Source organism: Cedecea selenatireducens (genome assembly GCF_042138895.1).
Lineage (GTDB): Bacteria > Pseudomonadota > Gammaproteobacteria > Enterobacterales > Enterobacteriaceae > Cedecea > Cedecea selenatireducens.
Map to the genome: position 1 here is coordinate 17,933 of NZ_JBHIKW010000021.1, position 17,233 is coordinate 35,165.

The following is a 17,233-nucleotide window of genomic DNA, read 5'->3' on the forward strand; positions in this document are numbered from 1 at the left end:
ATATGCCGATAAAGCGAGCTGCTATTTTGCTGGTTGCAGGGCAGGGAAAAAGAATGGGTGGGTTAACGGACAATTACCCGAAATGTTTACTACCTGTCGGCGAGTCTGCTGTTATTGATACACTTCTGGCACCGTTGATGAGAGATACCGGGCGTGAATTGGTGCTGGTTACCGGATATCAGGCACATAAGATTGAAGAGTGGGTCCGCAATCGTTATCCAAAAAATAATATTACTTTTGTGCATAATGAGTTTTATGAAACTGATGTTAATATTCTTTCAGTAGAACTTGGTGTGGAAGCATTAAAATATCCACAGCGTGGCTATACCATTATAGAAACAGATATTCTACTTGATCCTCATGCTTGGGATAGAATAAAAAAATATGAGAAAGCAAATCATAGTTTCTGGCTTACACATGGTCGCTATAGTCCCGAATTGACTGGCGGAATTGTTGAGGTAAAGGAGCCGGATGGAATGATTACCCAAGTTTCCTATCAGCCTCATTACAATAAGAAATATGATAATTGGTATAAAATGGTCGGAATCCTTAGTGTTTCACCCCAGGAAGTGGATTGCGATCGTTCCCTCAGAAAAAATTGGCTCAAGAAAGGCCTGCAACAATATTATATGGTGCCATGGGTCCATCACCGCCAGGAATTACCCTGCGTGACTGTAGATATTTCTCAACTATACGCACGTTCTTTTAACACGGCTGAACAGTATCAATCTGCCCGCGATGATTATCTCGAATTAATATCAAATTATGTTAATGGTAAAAAAAATGGAAATTAATTTTTGCGATCCAAATTTATTACGACATATTGAACGGTTCAGCGCAAGCCGCGTTGAATGGTTGTGTAATAAAATTTTAACTGAAGGGGTATGGATCAAACCTTTAGCTCTGGATCTGAACCATCATTTAGTGCTGGACGGACAGCATCGAATGGAGGTTGCGTTACGCCTGGGGTTAAAAAGAGTACCGGTAGTGAAATTTGATTACCCTGAGGTGCCCCTGCGTTCTTTGCGTGAAAAGTATCAGTTTGACTGGCAGGATGTTACCGAAAAAGCATTACGTAATGATATTTATCCATACAAAACAGTAAAGCACGATTTTGTTAGCCCGATGCCGGCCTGCCGTTTTACTTTGCAGGAGTTGGGATATGATGGTTGAAAATGCAATTATTCTTGCAGCGGGAAGAAGCCTGCAATTAGATGGAAAAAACAAAGTTTTAATTAAGCATCCGGTGACCAGAAAAACCATCCTCGATTATGCGATAGAGGCATTTGCTGGTAAGAGAGTTACGGTTGTCGTGGGGTATGGTGCGCTGAAGATTATGGAGCGCTACCCGCAGTTGAATTATGTATTGAATGAAGATTGGGCGACAACAAATAATGCCATGAGTCTTGGTCTTGCTCTGTTAGAGAATATTGATCCCACTTATGTGGTGTCAGGTGATATGTTTTTTAATCGTGAACTAATTAGCGAGATGGATAACGGAAAGAATAATATTGTTCTAACGCAGAATCGTGATAACCGTATGCTAAGTTCTATTCACTGTGCAATGGGTCAGCAAGAAAAAATAATCGAAACGTATCAAGGGCCTATACGTTCCGTCAGTCATCCCGAAGCGATGGGGTTGTTTAAACTATCGGATGAAAAACTGCTCGGCGAATGGAGAAATAGATGTTTATGTCACAGTAATCTATTTGTTGCACAGGCTTTACCTTGTACCGAAGAGACTTTAGTTTACGCTCATGATGTTGGTCGGAATTATTTTAAAGAAATTAACAGCGCGGCCGACTATTTGAGACTGATGAAGGAAGCTTTAGCAAAATGATTCGAGCGATCACCCTCGGCGTTCCCAGTAATAATGCTTCTGCCATTGATATCGGGTCAGTACTTCAAACCTTTCAAACCGGCGTGCAGGCCTTGCTCTTAGAACGAAACTGGCCTTTGCGTACAACTCGAATGTCGCTTCAAACTCTGCGTGAGGCGCAGGAAAACGATATTTTTGCGCTGCCGGCAAAACTGGCATCAATCAGTCGAATGGCCGAGCAACAGGGGATCCGCTGGTTTTGTCTGCCCATTGATATGGTTGGCAGCCCCCATTTCTCGCAGCGTTTAGATTTGGCTTTTGCCGCACTTTTTAGCCATTCTAAAATGTTTGTTAATCTTATGGTGGCGGATGAAACGCAGATTAGCCTTCAGGCTGGCCGCCATGCGGCACGCTTTATTCAGAATGTGTCTCGTAAAAGCAACAATGGTTTTGATAATTTCCGCGTCGGGGCTTCCTGCGCCTGTCCTCCAAACGCCCCTTTTTTCCCGTTTTCACGCCATGAGGGGGAAACGTTTAAATTCAGCCTCGCGTTGGAAACGACGGATTTGGCTTTAAAGCTTAGTAAAGATGTACTGAAGAAAAAAATATCCCTCGAGATATTTGCGGAGCGGTTTATTGATGACTTACAGGCACGCTTAGAGGCGATAAATGTTTTTGCTCGAGAGCTGGCCACTAAAACGGGTGTTGAATATGCCGGTCTCGATGCTTCACTGGCCCCTTTCCCGGATGGCGATATTTCCATCGGAAAACTGTTGTCAAATCTGGGCGCGCGTCCGAGTGGGAGTCAGGGAACATTATTCCTGACCAGTATTCTGACAAACTGCATTAAAACTGCTGTTAAGCGCAGCAACGCCTTAGCTACGGGTTTTAATGGTGTCATGTTCTCCGTACTTGAGGATGACGAATTAGCGAGTGCTAATAATCGTCGCCGATTAAGCATCGACACGCTTAATGCGTGGTCAACGGTGTGTGGATGTGGATTGGACATGATACCCATTCCAGGCTCTACGCTGGTCGAGGATATTTCCGCGATTATATTGGATACTTCCGCGCTAGCCGTACGATTAAAGAAACCTCTGGGTGTACGTCTGTTGCCGATACCTGGAAAGGAAGTTAATGAGTTTACGCAATTTAACTTTGATTTTCTCTGTAATAGTCGCGTCATAAATATTGATAAAACAGATGTGCATTTTTGCGAACATGCTGCTAACTGGAAATATAAAAACTAACGTGTGGATTAAGTGATGTTAAATGAAAGTAAAGTAAAAATGTTTTGGGATAGCCGTTCTGCTTTATACAATAAGCTGCCGTTTGAAAGCATTGTGAATATGGAACATGATCCTGAACTGTTGAAAATAAAAGTTCAGGATGAAACGGCGAAAGTCTTCTCATGGCTGCCATCCTTAAAAGGGAAGTCTATTCTGGACCTTGGCGCTGGCGTAGGCCAGTGGACATTCAGGTTTCATGCACAGGGTGCTTCGCGTATCGTTGCCGTCGAATATTCTGAGCCGCTGGTTGAGATCGGCAGGCTTGAAGCGCAATCACGGCAGGCTGAAAACATTGAGTTCATTGTTTCTGGCGCTGAGGACTTCCGCAGTAATGAGCGGTTCGATGTTATCTTTATCTCTGGGCTTTTTGTCTACCTGAACGATCGGCAGGTAGAAACGTTAATCAGTAATTTAAAAAACGTTGTTCATGACGACACTATCATTATGCTACGAGATGGTACAGGCCTGGCTGAACGCTATGAGATCAATAATCAGTTCTCTGAACTATTACAAACTGAATACTCAGCACTTTACCGTACGGCTCAAGAGTATAAGGCTGTTTTCAAGAGGGTAGGGTTTGAAACACTCAAGGATGAAAATATGTTTCCTGAAGGACATGTTTTGAATAAATATCCAGAAACGCGGCTGCGTTTGTATTATTTTGGTAAGTGTCATGGTTAATATTGTTCCTGTGCATTCTGATGTCACCTGGCCCGGAAATGAAGGTGTAATTGGTGTTGTTGGCGTTGCTCCCTGGGCGACGCTTAATTTTTGCCAACAGGTTTATTCGCTTATTGATGCTAAGAAAGACTGGGATTACCCTCGAGTAATTGTTGATAGTAACAGTAAAATTCCCAGCCGGGGACGGCACTTGCAGTTGGGAGAGCGAGACCCTTCACCTTTTATTTTTGAGTCTATTAATGAGTTGGCTAAATCAGGTGCTACCGTTGCAGTTGTTCCCTGTAATACTGCACATATTCTCTTCCCTGGTTGGGGAGAGAATGCGACGATCCCTGTATTAAGTATTATTAACGAAACGGTAAGTTGTCTCTCTGCTTCTAAAAAAAGAGTGGCAATATTAGGTTCAAAAGATTTACTTCTTAGCGGATTATATCAACATGCGCTAACTGCGGCGGGCCACAGCGTTCATGTATTGAACTGTCAACATCAGGTTGTAATTAATGAATGTATTTCGGCGTTGAAAGTATCTCAGACTATTACAGATTCGCTATATGCTGAACTTGAATATTTTATTAATGTACTGCGCAATCAAAGTGTTGATACAATTATATTGGCGTGTACAGAATTGAGTTTAATTAAAACCCATTCTTTGTGGCAAGACGTAAAGGTTATTGATTCAAATGAGGCGCTGGCGCGTGCAGCACTCAGGGAAATTAATTTTCGAAAGGACCGGCTTAGATAATACAAACAGACTTCTTGAAATGTGAAGAAGTCTGTTTGTGCAAAACTTAATTTTTATATTGATGAATCATTTTAATGATATTGATGACTTCTGGTGTTTCTCTGATCTGATAATGATCGGCAATGGTTGTAATGACAATAATAATCAGTTCGGCTAATGGTGTGGTAAAAGTCTGATTCTGTTCTGACAAAGTATGCTGAACAAGTGAGAAGATTAACTCCATTGGATTGATTGCATCACGAAGAAGGCGATCGTTTTTATTAATGGCGCTTAAGATTAATATTGTTATATTAATGGCAAGGCAGTGGCGAGTTTTTTTGTTTTCAATTACATTGATGAGTGGTATTAATTCAGTTGCGACGCAGGCCATCGTATAGATATTGTCTTGCGTTAGCGGTTGTTGAGTTAAAGACGCTACGTGTAAAGTATGAATATGCAATTTATTTTTCAGACAGCTAACTTTGGCATCCTGATCGGATAAAAGTAGCATTGTGGTAAAAAATTCATCTTCATAAATGTGCTGGGTGAAGCGCTGTTGCTGATATTTTTGACGTGCAAAAATATAGCCCCAAACCACGACAGGATAACCAAATCCTGACTGACATAGTGACATAATACACTGACGGTAAAACCGCTCTGCTGTTGTAGGTGAATTTATGGTTTCAACAGGATAGCGGTAATAATTGTCGACATCATTATTGCGTAGTGAAGCACAAGTATATTCAAGGCGTGTATGGAAAAATATAATATCAAGGTTGTTTTTTTTAATGGCTTTAACGGCAGTTTCCAGGCAGCCCGGAACCAGACGATCGTCCGAATCCAGAAATAGAATATAATCGCCCTGAGCGATATCGAGACCTTTATTTCTGGCCTTGCCTGGTCCCCCATTTTCAATATTGATTAAGGTAAATTTATCGTTGGCATGAACAAATTCGTTGCCGATTTGTTCCGTCGTATCCGTAGAACCATCGTTAATAATAATAACTTCATAGTTATCATAAGTTTGATTAAGCACGGAGCTGAGGCACGCATGAAGGTGTTTCTTCGCATTATAGGCTGAAACAATAATACTTATCTTTTCCATTTCATTATTTCACCTGGTTTTCCTGGCAGGCCTGTCGTGTTTTGCGTAGCCATAGATTAAACCTGCTGATAAAGCCAGTTTTCCGGCTCGCTGCTGTTCACCAGGTTTTCCAGAATCTCCTGCTGCATGCCCAGCAGCAAACCATTCCCCTCATTGGCCGTTTTGCAGCGGGTGGCCTGTGTTTCAAGGTCTTCCCAGAGCGCGCTGACCTGGCCCTGATGTGAAACTGGCAGGCGAGAGAATAAGGCTTTTATGCCCTGCGGGCCTGCGGGAACGCCGAGACCAGCAAGCGTGGCGTATCGCTGCTGGCTGCTTGCGGCGAGGCGCTCATAAATCTGAATCAGCTTACCGTTAAGCTGATCCAGTTCTGCCGACCGGCGGCCAACAATAAGCTGACGCTGCTGCTCCAGGAGGGCGTTAAGCTCGGTGTAGTATTTACGATCGGCAATCATATCTTCGATTAACTGCTTCACGTCCTGGGCTGCATTACTCATAACCTACCTCTGATAGTATTTTTGCATCGCGCCGGTCAACTCATCCAGATTGATGCTGATTTTTCCTGCGCTGATGGCTTCTTTCATCGCTTCAACGCGGGCCATATCAACGTCCGGCATCGCGGCCATGTTCTGCTGTGCCTCACCCAGAACCGGGTCTACCGGACGAGTTTTTTCGCTGCCTGCACTTTCTTCGGCCTGTGGGCGAGTTTGCCCGGCGGTGTGGGTGCTAAGCGCAGTTATGGCAGGGCTGTACTGGGTTGTATTCACTTTCATCGCTGTTCTCCGGTTGCTCGGTGGTTCTGTTTTTTATTGAGTGCAAGGTGATTCCACGGGGGAGGAAAGCTTCTTTCCCATTCCCTTACCGGTGTAAAGCGACCCGACAACAGCGAAACTTTAATCGCATAATTAAAATTATTTTGTAGCGGCGTTGAGCATGCGCACCACGCCCGCGTCGGCAACCACGGCGCTGACTACCCGCTGGCTGCTTTCGTTCTTCACCTTAATCATTTCGCCTTTGCGGCCCTTTTTCATCGCTTCGCCTACGGTTCTCGCTTCAATGCCGTCCTGCAGGGCAACCATCAGCACGCGCTGGCCGCGTTCAACCAGCACCGGGGCGTCAAGGTGCGCGCGGGTAATCGGCTGGTCAGCGCGCAGGCGCCGCTTCAGCGTCATGCCGATGGCTTCTTTGGGGTTGGTCAGGTAGCCGCCACGGGTGCCCGAAGCCTGGAGAGCTTTGAGCTGAATATCCGCCTGGGTCAGAACATGGCCGCGATCAAGCGCGCTTTTGGCGACCACGACGTTTTGTTCCGCGGCGAGCAGCGTCGGAGGCAGTATCAGCAAACCCAACACGGCAGCAAGGCGGAAGGAGAAGCGGAAACCGGGTTTCCCTTTATCGCTGTTGAATCTGGTAAAAATCTTTGAATTCATGATGTTATAACTCTGGCATGGTAATTGCTAAACAAGGATGTGTTAGCGATTTTTTTGCCGTTGTTTTTCATCACGAGGATGTGGGCTGTGAGTATTTCTTTTGACAAAGCATTGGGTGTTCATCCGCAGGCAGTAGCACTTCGACTTTCCCGAGCAGAGCTGCTATCCGCCAACCTGGCTAACGTCGACACCCCAAACTTCCAGGCTAAAGATATTGATTTTGCCGCGGAGATGCAACGTTCAGCGTGGAGTTTTTCAACTGACCCTTCGCCGCAGGAAAAATATCGCGTGCCGTATCAGCCTTCTTCCGATGGCAACACCGTCGCCTTAGACGTGGAGCAGGCTGAGTTTTCGAAAAATGTGCAGGACTACCAGGCAAGCCTGGCGTTTCTGAACATGAAGTTTGTTGGCCTGAAAAAGGCTATCGAAGGGAAATAACGAACTCAGGTAACCATGCAAAATGGCATTTAACAATATCTATCGTGTTTCAGGCTCGGCTATGACGGCGCAGACCGTTCGCCTGAACACCATCGCCAGCAACATGGCGAACGCCGACTCACCCTCGGCGACTGAGAATGGCGTCTACAAGGCACGCCGCCCGGTATTCGCCTCGGTTTATCAAAACGATGAGCTGATGGGCAACCGGGCGCTGACCGGGGCAAGAGTGCAGGTCATGGACGTGGTGGAAACCGGTAACGCGGTGCAGCGTTATGAACCTAATCACCCGATGGCCGACGACCGCGGCTACGTCTATTACCCGGACGTGAACGTGGTGGAAGAGATGGCGGACATGATGTCGGCCTCACGCAGTTTTGAAACCAGCGTTGACGTACTTAACAGCGTGAAAAGCATGCAGCAAAGCCTGCTGCGCCTTGGAGAAGTGTGAAAATGAACGTGAATAACGACACCAGTAACTTGAGCGCCAACGGCGACGGCGGCGTGGCAAATAACGGCAGCGCGGCGGGCATGAACGGCCTGTTTATGCAGCTGCTGGTCGCGCAAATCCAGAACCAGGATCCGCTCAACCCGACGGACGGCACCGAATATGTCGGCCAGCTGGCGCAGCTGACCCAGGTGCAGTCGATGGAAACCATGTCCAGGCTGATGGCCAACAACTCGGTACTGATGGACAACCTGCAAACGCTGAGCACCGGCAATCTGGTCGGGCAGAAGGTGATGGTGCAGAGCGACAGCTTTACCTCCGACGGCGCCACGACCGTGAATGGCCGCCTGACGCTGGAACATGCTGCCGGCGTGGTTACCGTTATCGTCAAGGATTCCGCCGGCACCGAGCAGAAAATTGAGCTGGGCAAACAGGAAGCCGGGCAGGTGGATTTTGCTATCGACCCTGAAGCGCTGGGGCTGGCGGAAGGGAAATACACGCTTAGCGTGGTGACCGACACCGGGGAAGAAAAAGTTCCGGTCGAAATTGGCGGCATCGTCAATAACGTGCGCATCCCGCTGGACGGCAGCCCGACCATGCTCAACATTTCGGGCCTGGGCGAAATTGCCTACAACTACATCACCCAATTTGGACAATCTGCCCCTGCCGGCAAGGCATGAGTCAGGACCAGCAGAAATAATCAGGAAGACATGATATGAGCTTTAGTATTGCGACCTCCGGCCTTAACGCCATCACCGAACAGCTGAATGCGATCTCTAACAACATCGCGAACTCCGGCACCGTAGGGTTTAAGTCCGGCCGGGCGGAGTTTGCTGCCCTGTACGCCCAAAGCCAGCCGCTCGGCGTGGGGGTGACCGGCATGACCCAGAGCATCAGCCGTGGCGGGGCTATCAATGCCACCGGTAATGGCCTGGATCTGGCTATCTCCGGCAATGGTTTCTTCGTGGTGCGCGACACTGCCGGCACCACGGCCTATACCCGTGCGGGCTATTTCGGCACCGACAGCAACGGTAATCTGATCAACAGTTCCGGCATGAACCTGCAGGGTTACCCGGTTGACGCGAACGGCGTGCTGCAGGTGGGCAGCGTTGGCAATTTAACCATCAGCAACGGCTCGATCGCCGCGAAGCCTACCGATGGTTTAGATTTTACCGCTAACCTTGATGCCCGCGCGGAGAAGCCCGTTACGGCTAATTTCGATCCTAAAGACAACACTTCCTACAACAACACCTACGCGACGCAGGTCTATGACTCGCTGGGTCGCGAGCACACCATCAACCAGTATTTCGTAAAAACTGACGAAAACACCTGGGAAGTGCATTACTACATGGACGACCAGCCGATGACCAATCCGGCGAGCCAAACCTTGACCTTCAGCGATCAGGGCATTTTGAGTTCGCCCAATGGAGCCGTGGATCTGACCATTGATATTCCTGGCGCGCAGCCGTTGTCCGTTGACCTGAACTACACCGGCACCACGCAGTATGGCTCTGATTTCTCGGTCAGCAAAAACAAGGGCAACGGCTATGCCTCCGGCTCGAAAACCGGCCAGCAGATCGATGAAGATGGCTCGGTGTATGCCACGTTCTCCAACGGCGAGCGCATGCTTCAGGGACAGCTGATTTTAGCCAACTTTGCTAACCCTAACGGCCTGGCCGCGCAGGATGGCACCACCTGGATGCAGACCGCAGCTTCCGGAACCCCGCTGACCGGAGCGCCAGGCAGCGGCCTGTTGGGTGCCATTAAAGCCGGTGCGCTGGAAGCCTCAAACGTTGATTTGACCTCGGAACTGGTTGGGCTGATGAGCGCCCAGCGTAATTACCAGGCCAACACTAAGGTTATCAGCACCAACGACAGCATGATGAACGCGCTGTTCCAGGCCGTGTAATGGATCACTTAATTTACACCGCCGTCAGCGGCGCAAACCGCAGCCTGTCCCAGCAGCAGATCCACGCCAACAACCTGGCGAACGTGAATACCCAGGGATTTCGCAGCGATCTGGAAAGCGCTCTGGCGCAGCAGATTGAAGGCGCGGGGTATGACTCGCGCTATCTGGTGCAGCCGACCAACGGCGGGGTTGATATGACGCCGGGTGCGATGAAGCAGACCGGCCGTGACCTCGACGTTGCCCTGCGCGGGAGCGGCCTGATAGCCCTCAGCAGCGGTAATCGCGAAGTCTATACCCGCAACGGGCAAATCGACGTTGGCCCGGAAGGCGACCTGACGATTAACGGCCTGCCGGTGGAAGGGGACGGCGGACCTATCGTGCTGCCGCCATTTTCACAAATCTCTATTGCCCAGGACGGGGTGATAAGCATTGTGCCGGACGACGGCGGCCCTGCCATACCGGTGGAAATCGATCGCCTCAAGCTGGTGGATATTCCTGCCGGACAGCTGCAGAAAAACAGCGCCGGGTTCCTCGTCACGAACGCGCTGAACAATCCGCGCAACGAAGAAGTCATGGTGGCCTCCGGGCACCTGGAAAGCGCCAACGTTTCGGCCATCAGCGAGATGGTGTCGAGCATTGCGCTGAACCGTCAGTTCGAAGCTCAGATCAAGATGATGAAAGCGGCGGAAGATCTGGCCACGGCGGGCAATCGCCTGCTGCGCGGCAGTTGATTACAAGGATAACGAACGATGAATCCAGCTTTATGGATAAGTAAAACCGGGCTCGCGGCGCAGGACGCCAAAATGGGCGCGATTTCCAACAACCTCGCCAACGTGAATACCTCCGGGTTTAAGCGCGACCGCGTGATGTTCTCGGATCTGTTTTATCAGAACCAGCGTGCACCCGGCGGCCAGCTCGATCAGAACAACACCGCGCCGACCGGCATTCAGTTCGGCAGCGGCGTGAAAATCGTCGGTACGCAGAAAGAGTTCTCCACCGGCAGCATCCAGAACACCGGACAGGATCTGGACGTGGCTATCACCGGCCAGGGATTCTTCCAGGTGGAAACGCCGGATGGTGAAATCGCCTATACCCGCGCTGGAAACCTGCAGCGCAATCAGGAAGGGGTGATCACCAACGCCGCTGGCCTGCCGCTGGTGCCGCAAATTGAGCTGCCGGCCAATACCAAAGAGCTTCAGATTGCCAAAGACGGCACGGTGATGGCGCTGGTTGGTGGCGAAACCGATCCGGTTGAGCTGGGGCAGATTACCCTGGTGAACTTCGTCAATCCGGCCGGCCTGGAAGCGGTGGGCGGCAACCTTTACCGCGAAACTACCGCCAGCGGTGAAGCGGTGGAAGGCATCCCCGGTGAAGAGGCGTTTGGCCAGCTCGAGCAGGGATCGCTTGAAGGGTCTAACGTGCAGGTCGTCGAGGAGATGGTGGACATGATTACCGTCCAGCGCGCCTACGAAATGAACGCCAAAATGGTGTCTGCCGCCGACGATATGCTCAAGTTTGTCACCCAGACGATGTGATGATGGGTCAATGAAGTGAAGAGAGTCATGAAAAAGCAGTGTGTTATCGGTTTACTGGCCTTGATGCTGGCCGGGTGCGAAAGCCCGGCTTTGCTGGTGCATAAAGACGATGCGGCCTTCGCGCCGCCGGAAGATTTTGTTATGCCGGATACGGCGGTGCAGGGCGGTGGCGTCTACAACGGCGGCTATAACTGGTCGCTGACCCAGGACCGCCGCGCCTATCGCGTGGGGGATATCCTGACCGTACGTCTCGATGAGTCTACCCAGGCCAGTAAGCAAGCGCGAACCAACTTCGGTAAGAAAAACGACGTCACGATCGGCGTGCCGCAGGCGTTCGGCCACTCGGTCGACAAGCTTAGCGGATCGGTCGACGGCGAGCGTAACTTCAACGGCAACGCCAGCTCCCAGCAGCAAAATAGCCTGCGCGGTTCGATTACCGTCGCGGTGTTTAAAGTGCTGCCCAACGGCGTGCTGGCGGTGCGTGGCGAAAAATGGCTCACCCTTAACCAGGGCGACGAGTACATGCGCGTCACGGGCCTGATCCGTGCCGATGACGTCGAGCGTGATAACACCGTTTCTTCCCAGCGCATCGCCAATGCACGTATTTCGTATGCGGGCCGTGGGGCGCTGAGCGACTCGAACGCGGCGGGCTGGCTGACGCGTATCTTCAACCACCCGCTGTTCCCTATCTAACCGGAGCCGATGATGCGTAACGTAGCGCTTTTCCTCACGCTCCTGTGGAGCACCTGCTCGCTGGCTGAGACGCTGGGCAACATCGTGGATATCCAGGGTGTGCGCGGCAACCAGCTGGTGGGCTATAGCCTGGTGGTCGGCCTTGATGGCTCCGGCGATAAAAACCAGGTGAAATTTACCAGCCAGTCGGTGACCAACATGCTGCGCCAGTTTGGCGTGCAGCTGCCGACTAAAATCGACCCGAAGGTGAAAAACGTTGCGGCGGTTGCCATCAGCGCCACGCTGCCGCCGGGCTATGCACGCGGGCAGTCGATTGACGTCACCGTTTCTTCGATTGGCGACGCAAAGAGCCTGCGCGGCGGCACGCTGCTGCTCACTCAGCTCCGGGGGGCCGACGGCGAAGTCTATGCGCTGGCGCAGGGCAACGTGGTCGTTGGCGGCGTGAAGGCGGAAGGAAACAGCGGCTCCAGCGTCACCGTGAATACGCCTACGGTAGGGCGCGTGCCGAACGGCGGCTCTATCGAACGCGAGATCCCAACCGATTTTCAGGACAACAGCCAGGTGATGCTTAACCTCAAGCGTCCAAGCTTTAAAACTGCCAATAACGTGGCGGTAGCGCTGAACAGCACCTTTGGGGCGAATACGGCTACCGCACAAAGCGCGACCAACGTGGCGGTGCGTGCGCCGATGGATCCGGGCGAGCGCGTCAGGTTTATGTCGATGCTGGAAGACGTGCAGGTAAACGCCGGGAAACAGCCTCCGCGCGTAGTATTTAACGCTCGCACCGGCACCGTGGTTATCGGTGATGGCGTAGTGGTCCGGGCCGCCGCCGTTTCTCACGGCAACCTGACGGTCACCATCCGTGAAAGCAGCAACGTCAGCCAGCCTGGCGCGTTCAGCCAGGGGCGTACCGTGGTCACGCCGGAAAGTGACGTCAGCGTGAATCGCGGGCGCGGCCAGATGGTCACCATTCCTGCGGGCACCAGCCTTCGCAGCATCGTGAGCACCATTAACAGCCTGGGCGCAGCGCCGGATGACACGATGGCGATTCTGCAGGCGCTGCATGAAGCCGGTGCGCTGGATGCCGAGCTGGTGGTGATTTAAGGAACCCAAATGATCAATCCGATTAACCGGCAGCAAACCGTCCTGCCCGGCGATATGACCGGGCAGGTAAAACCGCAAAATGTTGAACAGGCTGCCGAGCAGTTTGAAGCGATGTTTCTGCGCTCGATGATGCAGCAGATGCGCAAAGCCTCTGATGCGATGGCCGCCGAGGACAGCCCTTTCAACAGCAAGCAGCAGCGCATGATGCGAGATTTTTACGACGATCGGCTGGCCTCCGAGCTGGCTTCGCAGCGCAGCACCGGCATTGCCGGGATGATTATTGCCCAGCTGGTACCCGCCGGAGTTAAGGCTGAGGCAAAAAGTGCCGCTTTACCGCAGCAGCCCTCGGAATTAGCTACCCCGGTCATCCCCGTGATGCGTCGCGGTCAGGAGTCATAAAACATGAGCATCATTAATATTGCCTACAGCGGCATTCAGGCTGCCCAGACGGGGATGAGCGTCACCTCGATGAACATCGCTAACCTGCTGACGCCCGGCTATAGCCGCCAGGGGATGCTGCAAAGTGCTATTGGGCCGATGGGCCAGGTTGGCCTGTCCGCCGGAAACGGCGTGCAGGTGGACAGCATTCGCCGCATCTCCAACCAGTATCTGGTGAACCAGGTCTGGCAGACGAACACCAAGGCCAGCTATTTCACTTCGGGACAGCAGTATCTTGGTGCCCTGGAAGAGGTGATTGGCACCGATTCTACAAGCCTGGGTAACGGGCTGGATGAGTTTTTTGGCGCCCTGAGCGCGATGACCACGCAGCCAGAATCTCCGGCGCTGCGCCAGCAGCTGTTAAACCAGGCCAGCTCCCTGGCCACGCGTTTTAACAGCATGAATGACTTTATCACTAGCCAGAAAAATTCACTCTCCACCCAGCGTAACGCGGCGGTGGAAAGCATCAACTCGCTAAGCTCCGGTATTGCCAGCTACAACCAGAAAATCATCGAACTGGAGTCTACCGGCGGCAACAGCAGCGTGCTTCGCGATCAGCGTGACGAGCTGGTGAAAAAACTCAGCGAGCTGGCGGACGTGAAGGTTACCGAAGACGGCAGCGGGAGCTACACCGTGGCCCTGAAGGGCGGGCAGCCGCTGGTTAGCGGCAAAACGGCAGGTGAAATGAAAGCGGGCGTGGATGCCAACGGCAACAGCACCCTCAGCCTGAAGTTTTCCACCAGCGAATTCAGCCTCAATCCTTCAACGGGCGGCCAGCTTGGCGCGCTCTACGACTATGAAACGACCACGCTGAAAGAGATGCAGGGCGCGATTCAGGGCATGGCTGAAGCGGTCGCAGATCTGTTTAACAATCAGCTGGCTCAGGGGTTTGATCTCAACGGTAATCCGGGCAAGCCGCTGTTTGTTTTTGACCCGAGTAACAGCGCGGGCATGCTGCAGGTGACCGACCTGAAGCCCGATGAGATTGCGCTGTCCGGCGCGGCGGGCGAGCCCGGCAACGGCGATAACCTGCAGCTTCTTATCGACCTGAAAAACAGCAAAACGAACATTGGCGGCCTGGGCAACATGAGCCTCAACGAGGGCGCTGCGGCGATTATTTCCCGCATCGGGATTGCCAGCCGGCAGAACAAAACCGAACAGGAAGCCGCTATTGCAGTGGCCAGTCAGGCTCAGAACCAGCGCGACAACCTCAGCGCGGTCAACGAGGACGAAGAGGCGATCAACCTGCAGATTTACATGCAGTCCTACCAGGCCAACCTGAAAGTGATCGCCACGGGCGACCAGATCTTCAGCGATCTGCTTAACCTGTTCTAACGAGGATTAAGATAAACACTATGCGAATCAGTAGCCTTTACAACTCCTCGCAGATGCTCAGCCAGCTGGGCAAAAACAGCGAGAGCATCAGCAAGCTGATGCAGCAGCTCTCTACGCAGAAGCGAATTAACGTGCCGTCGGACGACCCGGTGGCCGCCAGCCGCCTGGTGCAGTTGAACCGCGAGCAGTCGGCAATTGAGCAATATCAGAGCAATATCACCAGCATCAGCGGGACGCTGGCAAGCCAGGAGTCTCACCTGCAGGCAATGAACGACCAGCTGCTGGCGCTGAACGACAAACTGCTTGCCGCCGCCAACGACACCAACAGCCAGCAGGATATGGCGAGCTACGGCGCAGAGCTTGAGTCGATGCTGGACTCGCTGGTGGCGTCGATGAATGCGCAAAATGAAAACGGCAGCTATCTGTTTTCCGGTACGAAAACCGGCACGAAACCGGTGCAGTGGGATGCAGCGGCGAAGACCTTTGTGTTTGCCGGTAACGACGGCACGCGCGAGACGACCGTGGCGAACGGCGTAAACATTAAGGAAAACACCAACGTTGCCAGCGCCTTCTCTTCCGGCAGTGACGATCTGGACATGCTGAATAAGCTGAAAGCGCTGTCGCAGAAAATGCAGGATCCGGCTATTCCGGCGGCGGATTATAAGAGTGAGGTCACCGATATGCTGGATTCCGCCAAAGCCACGCGGGATAACGTGTCGGCGATCTTTACCGACGTGGGGGGACGACAAAACCGCTTAACCCTGCTGAGCAACGCGCATACCGACGTCAGCGCGGCAAACGACCAGGTGGTACGCGATCTCTCTTTCAGCGACCCCGCTACGGCGACGGTAAACCTTCAGCTGTATATGAATTCTGTACAGATTTCCAACCAGGCTTACAGCATGATCAGTAAGCTCTCACTGTTTAGCGTGATGTAACCATGCAGGTTGGTTTAGCCACTACAACATCTTCCCAGGCCGCCGCGCTTAGCCGCGGCAATATCAATGCTCCGCAGTCCGTGCAGCGCCGTCAGGTGGAAGAGAAGACGTCATCCCGCAGCCCGTTTCCTGAAGCGGCGCTGTTGTCTACTCGTCCACTCCGCTACAACGTTCAGCTTAACCAGCAGCTGACGGCGGTTCAGCAGGCGGACAGCTATCTTTCCAGCACTGAAACGCAGCTTCTGCAGCTGCGCCATGCGGCGAGCCAGGGAAAAGGCCAGGAGCAGGCTGCCGGACTGGAACGCCTGCTGGCGCGCCGAACCCAGCTTTCCGGCGGGACGGTTGACCGCCAGTTCAACGTCCGTCTGCAGAGTCAGTCGCAGGTGAATTTCACTTTGCCGGGCAGCGAGAAGGTCCTGAGCGCGCCGGGCGGAGAAACGCTGATCTTTATGCTAGGCGGCACAAAGCGAGAGCTGGCCGCCGTTGCCTTGCCCGCAGAAGGATCGCCTCGTACCGTGTTGACTCGTCTTAACGTTGGCCTGGGCCGGATGGGCATTCACGCCAGCCTCGACAGAAGCGGGCAGGTGAATTTCAGCGTCGATGAGTCCCGCTGGGAGCAGGTCAGCCAGCAGCTTAGCGTGCGTGGTGAAGGGCATAATTTCCCGTCAGATTCGTTTACCATGCTGTCGGCTCAGCCTGAGACAGCTCAGCAGGAAGATTTGCTGCAGCTGGCGGCGCGTCCGGACAGCAGCCGCGACGGGCAATTACGCCTGCAGCAGGCGCTGGAGCAGATAACGATGCAGCGCGGCAAGCTGCGAGCGCATCAGGATCGCGTTCGCTCCCGTATTGATGAGATGGCCACGCCGTATAGCCCACAGCAGGCGCAGGAAACGGCGCGGGCGCTGGGCAACGTGCTGGAAAAAAGCGGTGACAGTTTTTCCACGCTTAACCGTGCGCTGGGCGCGCAGGCGAACGTGCAGCTAGCAACGGTGAAGAATTTACTCGGATAGGGTGGGGCTCTCACTCCGACCCTCTCCTTGGAAAGGCGTTGTCTCTTAGTCACATTTTCCTTTCGAATCTTCCTGGAGATATTTTTCGAGCCGCAGTTATTCCGTTCACCCGTACATTTGTTTCCCCTGCACGTTCCGAAAACGGTGAACGTGTCCGGGGGATAACGCCATCCCCCGGACAGCCCCGGCGCCCGGCGAGCTCATCGCCGCTGAAGCGGTAAACCCACCGGCTATCACCCAAACATTCGGGGTCGTTCGCGATTCGTTCCCGACGATCGCTCTCTTTCGCTGCTCCCGGCAGCTCAACCCCGCCTGAGTTGGGTCATAACCGGGGGCGATGAGAGCCGGG

At 52.6% G+C, this 17,233-nt stretch carries 23 protein-coding genes; 18 read left to right on the forward strand and 5 right to left on the reverse strand.

Translation table 11 applies throughout. The features are described from left to right. The first annotated feature begins 2 nt into the window (after positions 1 to 2). Genes ACE38U_RS21170 through ACE38U_RS21195 form a run of 6 tightly spaced genes read left to right on the forward strand, consistent with a single transcriptional unit; the run spans position 3 to position 4,531 of the window. The gene (locus tag ACE38U_RS21170) at positions 3 to 794 is read left to right on the forward strand and encodes a phosphocholine cytidylyltransferase family protein (protein ID WP_375530487.1); all 792 of its coding nucleotides are present in this window, start codon (positions 3 to 5) and stop codon (positions 792 to 794) included. Next, positions 784 to 1,173 (forward strand): ParB N-terminal domain-containing protein, encoded by a 390-nt coding sequence (locus tag ACE38U_RS21175; RefSeq protein WP_176983007.1) that lies wholly within the window; start codon positions 784 to 786, stop codon positions 1,171 to 1,173. Before ACE38U_RS21170 ends, ACE38U_RS21175 begins: the two co-directional genes overlap by 11 nt. After that, positions 1,163 to 1,840, forward strand: coding sequence for an NTP transferase domain-containing protein (locus ACE38U_RS21180; protein WP_375530488.1), 678 nt, complete (start codon positions 1,163 to 1,165; stop codon positions 1,838 to 1,840). Before ACE38U_RS21175 ends, ACE38U_RS21180 begins: the two co-directional genes overlap by 11 nt. Continuing rightward, complete coding sequence (locus ACE38U_RS21185) at positions 1,837 to 3,069, forward strand: DUF711 family protein (protein WP_375530489.1); 1,233 nt, start codon at positions 1,837 to 1,839, stop codon at positions 3,067 to 3,069. Before ACE38U_RS21180 ends, ACE38U_RS21185 begins: the two co-directional genes overlap by 4 nt. Before the next feature lie 15 nt (positions 3,070 to 3,084). Continuing rightward, positions 3,085 to 3,789, forward strand: a complete 705-nt coding sequence (locus ACE38U_RS21190) for a class I SAM-dependent methyltransferase (protein WP_375530490.1) — start codon at positions 3,085 to 3,087, stop codon at positions 3,787 to 3,789. Continuing rightward, the gene (locus ACE38U_RS21195) at positions 3,782 to 4,531 is read left to right on the forward strand and encodes an aspartate/glutamate racemase family protein (RefSeq protein ID WP_375530491.1); all 750 of its coding nucleotides are present in this window, start codon (positions 3,782 to 3,784) and stop codon (positions 4,529 to 4,531) included. Before ACE38U_RS21190 ends, ACE38U_RS21195 begins: the two co-directional genes overlap by 8 nt. 46 nt (positions 4,532 to 4,577) lie before the next feature. On the opposite strand, the gene ACE38U_RS21200 is transcribed toward ACE38U_RS21195, so the two are convergent. From ACE38U_RS21200 to flgA, 4 genes are all read right to left on the reverse strand, one after another. Further along, positions 4,578 to 5,615, reverse strand: a complete 1,038-nt coding sequence (locus tag ACE38U_RS21200) for a glycosyltransferase family 2 protein (protein WP_375530492.1) — start codon at positions 5,613 to 5,615, stop codon at positions 4,578 to 4,580. A gap of 56 nt (positions 5,616 to 5,671) precedes the next feature. After that, positions 5,672 to 6,109 carry a flagellar export chaperone FlgN gene (gene flgN, locus ACE38U_RS21205; protein WP_375530493.1) on the reverse strand — a complete coding sequence of 146 codons (438 nt, stop codon included), beginning with the start codon at positions 6,107 to 6,109 and terminating at the stop codon, positions 5,672 to 5,674. A 3-nt stretch (positions 6,110 to 6,112) separates the two neighbouring features. Beyond that, on the reverse strand, positions 6,113 to 6,385 hold the full coding sequence (flgM, locus tag ACE38U_RS21210; protein WP_375530494.1) for a flagellar biosynthesis anti-sigma factor FlgM: 273 nt from the start codon (positions 6,383 to 6,385) through the stop codon (positions 6,113 to 6,115). 138 nt (positions 6,386 to 6,523) lie between these two features. Continuing rightward, positions 6,524 to 7,039, reverse strand: a complete 516-nt coding sequence (gene flgA, locus ACE38U_RS21215; RefSeq protein ID WP_052048979.1) for a flagellar basal body P-ring formation chaperone FlgA — start codon at positions 7,037 to 7,039, stop codon at positions 6,524 to 6,526. 87 nt (positions 7,040 to 7,126) lie between these two features. Between flgA and flgB the strand changes: the two genes are divergently transcribed. The 12 genes from flgB to ACE38U_RS21275 are packed head-to-tail and all read left to right on the forward strand — an operon-like array spanning position 7,127 to position 16,884. Further along, positions 7,127 to 7,477, forward strand: a complete 351-nt coding sequence (flgB, locus tag ACE38U_RS21220) for a flagellar biosynthesis protein FlgB (protein ID WP_038474859.1) — start codon at positions 7,127 to 7,129, stop codon at positions 7,475 to 7,477. A gap of 22 nt (positions 7,478 to 7,499) precedes the next feature. After that, positions 7,500 to 7,925, forward strand: a complete 426-nt coding sequence (gene flgC / locus ACE38U_RS21225) for a flagellar basal body rod protein FlgC (RefSeq protein ID WP_038474857.1) — start codon at positions 7,500 to 7,502, stop codon at positions 7,923 to 7,925. A gap of 2 nt (positions 7,926 to 7,927) precedes the next feature. After that, positions 7,928 to 8,602 (forward strand): flagellar hook assembly protein FlgD, encoded by a 675-nt coding sequence (gene flgD / locus ACE38U_RS21230; RefSeq protein ID WP_038474855.1) that lies wholly within the window; start codon positions 7,928 to 7,930, stop codon positions 8,600 to 8,602. Positions 8,603 to 8,637: 35 nt separating this feature from the next. Further along, positions 8,638 to 9,831, forward strand: coding sequence for a flagellar hook protein FlgE (flgE, locus tag ACE38U_RS21235; protein ID WP_176982999.1), 1,194 nt, complete (start codon positions 8,638 to 8,640; stop codon positions 9,829 to 9,831). After that, entirely contained in the window at positions 9,831 to 10,562 is a 732-nt protein-coding gene (locus ACE38U_RS21240) for a flagellar basal-body rod protein FlgF (RefSeq protein ID WP_375530495.1), read from the forward strand. Before flgE ends, ACE38U_RS21240 begins: the two co-directional genes overlap by 1 nt. A gap of 18 nt (positions 10,563 to 10,580) precedes the next feature. Beyond that, positions 10,581 to 11,366, forward strand: coding sequence for a flagellar basal-body rod protein FlgG (gene flgG / locus ACE38U_RS21245; protein ID WP_038474849.1), 786 nt, complete (start codon positions 10,581 to 10,583; stop codon positions 11,364 to 11,366). A 27-nt stretch (positions 11,367 to 11,393) separates the two neighbouring features. Beyond that, positions 11,394 to 12,059: a flagellar basal body L-ring protein FlgH gene (flgH, locus tag ACE38U_RS21250; RefSeq protein WP_038474847.1), complete on the forward strand. Its 666-nt coding sequence runs from the start codon at positions 11,394 to 11,396 to the stop codon at positions 12,057 to 12,059. A gap of 12 nt (positions 12,060 to 12,071) precedes the next feature. Continuing rightward, positions 12,072 to 13,163: a flagellar basal body P-ring protein FlgI gene (locus ACE38U_RS21255; protein ID WP_144244090.1), complete on the forward strand. Its 1,092-nt coding sequence runs from the start codon at positions 12,072 to 12,074 to the stop codon at positions 13,161 to 13,163. 9 nt (positions 13,164 to 13,172) lie between these two features. Beyond that, positions 13,173 to 13,562 carry a rod-binding protein gene (locus ACE38U_RS21260; RefSeq protein WP_038474843.1) on the forward strand — a complete coding sequence of 130 codons (390 nt, stop codon included), beginning with the start codon at positions 13,173 to 13,175 and terminating at the stop codon, positions 13,560 to 13,562. A gap of 3 nt (positions 13,563 to 13,565) precedes the next feature. Next, the gene (gene flgK, locus ACE38U_RS21265; RefSeq protein ID WP_038474841.1) at positions 13,566 to 14,936 is read left to right on the forward strand and encodes a flagellar hook-associated protein FlgK; all 1,371 of its coding nucleotides are present in this window, start codon (positions 13,566 to 13,568) and stop codon (positions 14,934 to 14,936) included. A gap of 20 nt (positions 14,937 to 14,956) precedes the next feature. Next, the gene (flgL, locus tag ACE38U_RS21270) at positions 14,957 to 15,874 is read left to right on the forward strand and encodes a flagellar hook-associated protein FlgL (protein WP_071842937.1); all 918 of its coding nucleotides are present in this window, start codon (positions 14,957 to 14,959) and stop codon (positions 15,872 to 15,874) included. 2 nt (positions 15,875 to 15,876) lie between these two features. Beyond that, positions 15,877 to 16,884 (forward strand): hypothetical protein, encoded by a 1,008-nt coding sequence (locus tag ACE38U_RS21275; protein WP_375530496.1) that lies wholly within the window; start codon positions 15,877 to 15,879, stop codon positions 16,882 to 16,884. A gap of 105 nt (positions 16,885 to 16,989) precedes the next feature. Here ACE38U_RS21275 and ACE38U_RS21280 read toward each other — a convergent pair. Continuing rightward, positions 16,990 to 17,233, reverse strand: a 244-nt coding sequence (locus ACE38U_RS21280) for a hypothetical protein (protein ID WP_375530497.1), incomplete at its 5' end; no start/stop codon positions are given.

What these genes read in the sequence shown, in the direction of transcription:
- ACE38U_RS21260 (WP_038474843.1), top strand. Translation starts at nt 13,173, where the DNA reads ATGATCAATCCGATTAACCGGCAGCAAACCGTCCTGCCCGGCGATATG.
- flgG (WP_038474849.1), top strand. Translation starts at nt 10,581, where the DNA reads ATGAATCCAGCTTTATGGATAAGTAAAACCGGGCTCGCGGCGCAGGAC.
- ACE38U_RS21185 (WP_375530489.1), top strand. Translation starts at nt 1,837, where the DNA reads ATGATTCGAGCGATCACCCTCGGCGTTCCCAGTAATAATGCTTCTGCC.
- flgM (WP_375530494.1), bottom strand. Translation starts at nt 6,385, where the DNA reads ATGAAAGTGAATACAACCCAGTACAGCCCTGCCATAACTGCGCTTAGC.
- flgL (WP_071842937.1), top strand. Translation starts at nt 14,957, where the DNA reads ATGCGAATCAGTAGCCTTTACAACTCCTCGCAGATGCTCAGCCAGCTG.
- ACE38U_RS21200 (WP_375530492.1), bottom strand. Translation starts at nt 5,615, where the DNA reads ATGGAAAAGATAAGTATTATTGTTTCAGCCTATAATGCGAAGAAACAC.
- ACE38U_RS21180 (WP_375530488.1), top strand. Translation starts at nt 1,163, where the DNA reads ATGATGGTTGAAAATGCAATTATTCTTGCAGCGGGAAGAAGCCTGCAA.
- ACE38U_RS21275 (WP_375530496.1), top strand. Translation starts at nt 15,877, where the DNA reads ATGCAGGTTGGTTTAGCCACTACAACATCTTCCCAGGCCGCCGCGCTT.
- ACE38U_RS21255 (WP_144244090.1), top strand. Translation starts at nt 12,072, where the DNA reads ATGCGTAACGTAGCGCTTTTCCTCACGCTCCTGTGGAGCACCTGCTCG.
- flgN (WP_375530493.1), bottom strand. Translation starts at nt 6,109, where the DNA reads ATGAGTAATGCAGCCCAGGACGTGAAGCAGTTAATCGAAGATATGATT.
- flgC (WP_038474857.1), top strand. Translation starts at nt 7,500, where the DNA reads ATGGCATTTAACAATATCTATCGTGTTTCAGGCTCGGCTATGACGGCG.
- ACE38U_RS21240 (WP_375530495.1), top strand. Translation starts at nt 9,831, where the DNA reads ATGGATCACTTAATTTACACCGCCGTCAGCGGCGCAAACCGCAGCCTG.
- flgD (WP_038474855.1), top strand. Translation starts at nt 7,928, where the DNA reads ATGAACGTGAATAACGACACCAGTAACTTGAGCGCCAACGGCGACGGC.
- ACE38U_RS21170 (WP_375530487.1), top strand. Translation starts at nt 3, where the DNA reads ATGCCGATAAAGCGAGCTGCTATTTTGCTGGTTGCAGGGCAGGGAAAA.
- flgH (WP_038474847.1), top strand. Translation starts at nt 11,394, where the DNA reads ATGAAAAAGCAGTGTGTTATCGGTTTACTGGCCTTGATGCTGGCCGGG.
- ACE38U_RS21175 (WP_176983007.1), top strand. Translation starts at nt 784, where the DNA reads ATGGAAATTAATTTTTGCGATCCAAATTTATTACGACATATTGAACGG.
- ACE38U_RS21195 (WP_375530491.1), top strand. Translation starts at nt 3,782, where the DNA reads ATGGTTAATATTGTTCCTGTGCATTCTGATGTCACCTGGCCCGGAAAT.
- flgA (WP_052048979.1), bottom strand. Translation starts at nt 7,039, where the DNA reads ATGAATTCAAAGATTTTTACCAGATTCAACAGCGATAAAGGGAAACCC.
- ACE38U_RS21190 (WP_375530490.1), top strand. Translation starts at nt 3,085, where the DNA reads ATGTTAAATGAAAGTAAAGTAAAAATGTTTTGGGATAGCCGTTCTGCT.
- flgK (WP_038474841.1), top strand. Translation starts at nt 13,566, where the DNA reads ATGAGCATCATTAATATTGCCTACAGCGGCATTCAGGCTGCCCAGACG.
- flgE (WP_176982999.1), top strand. Translation starts at nt 8,638, where the DNA reads ATGAGCTTTAGTATTGCGACCTCCGGCCTTAACGCCATCACCGAACAG.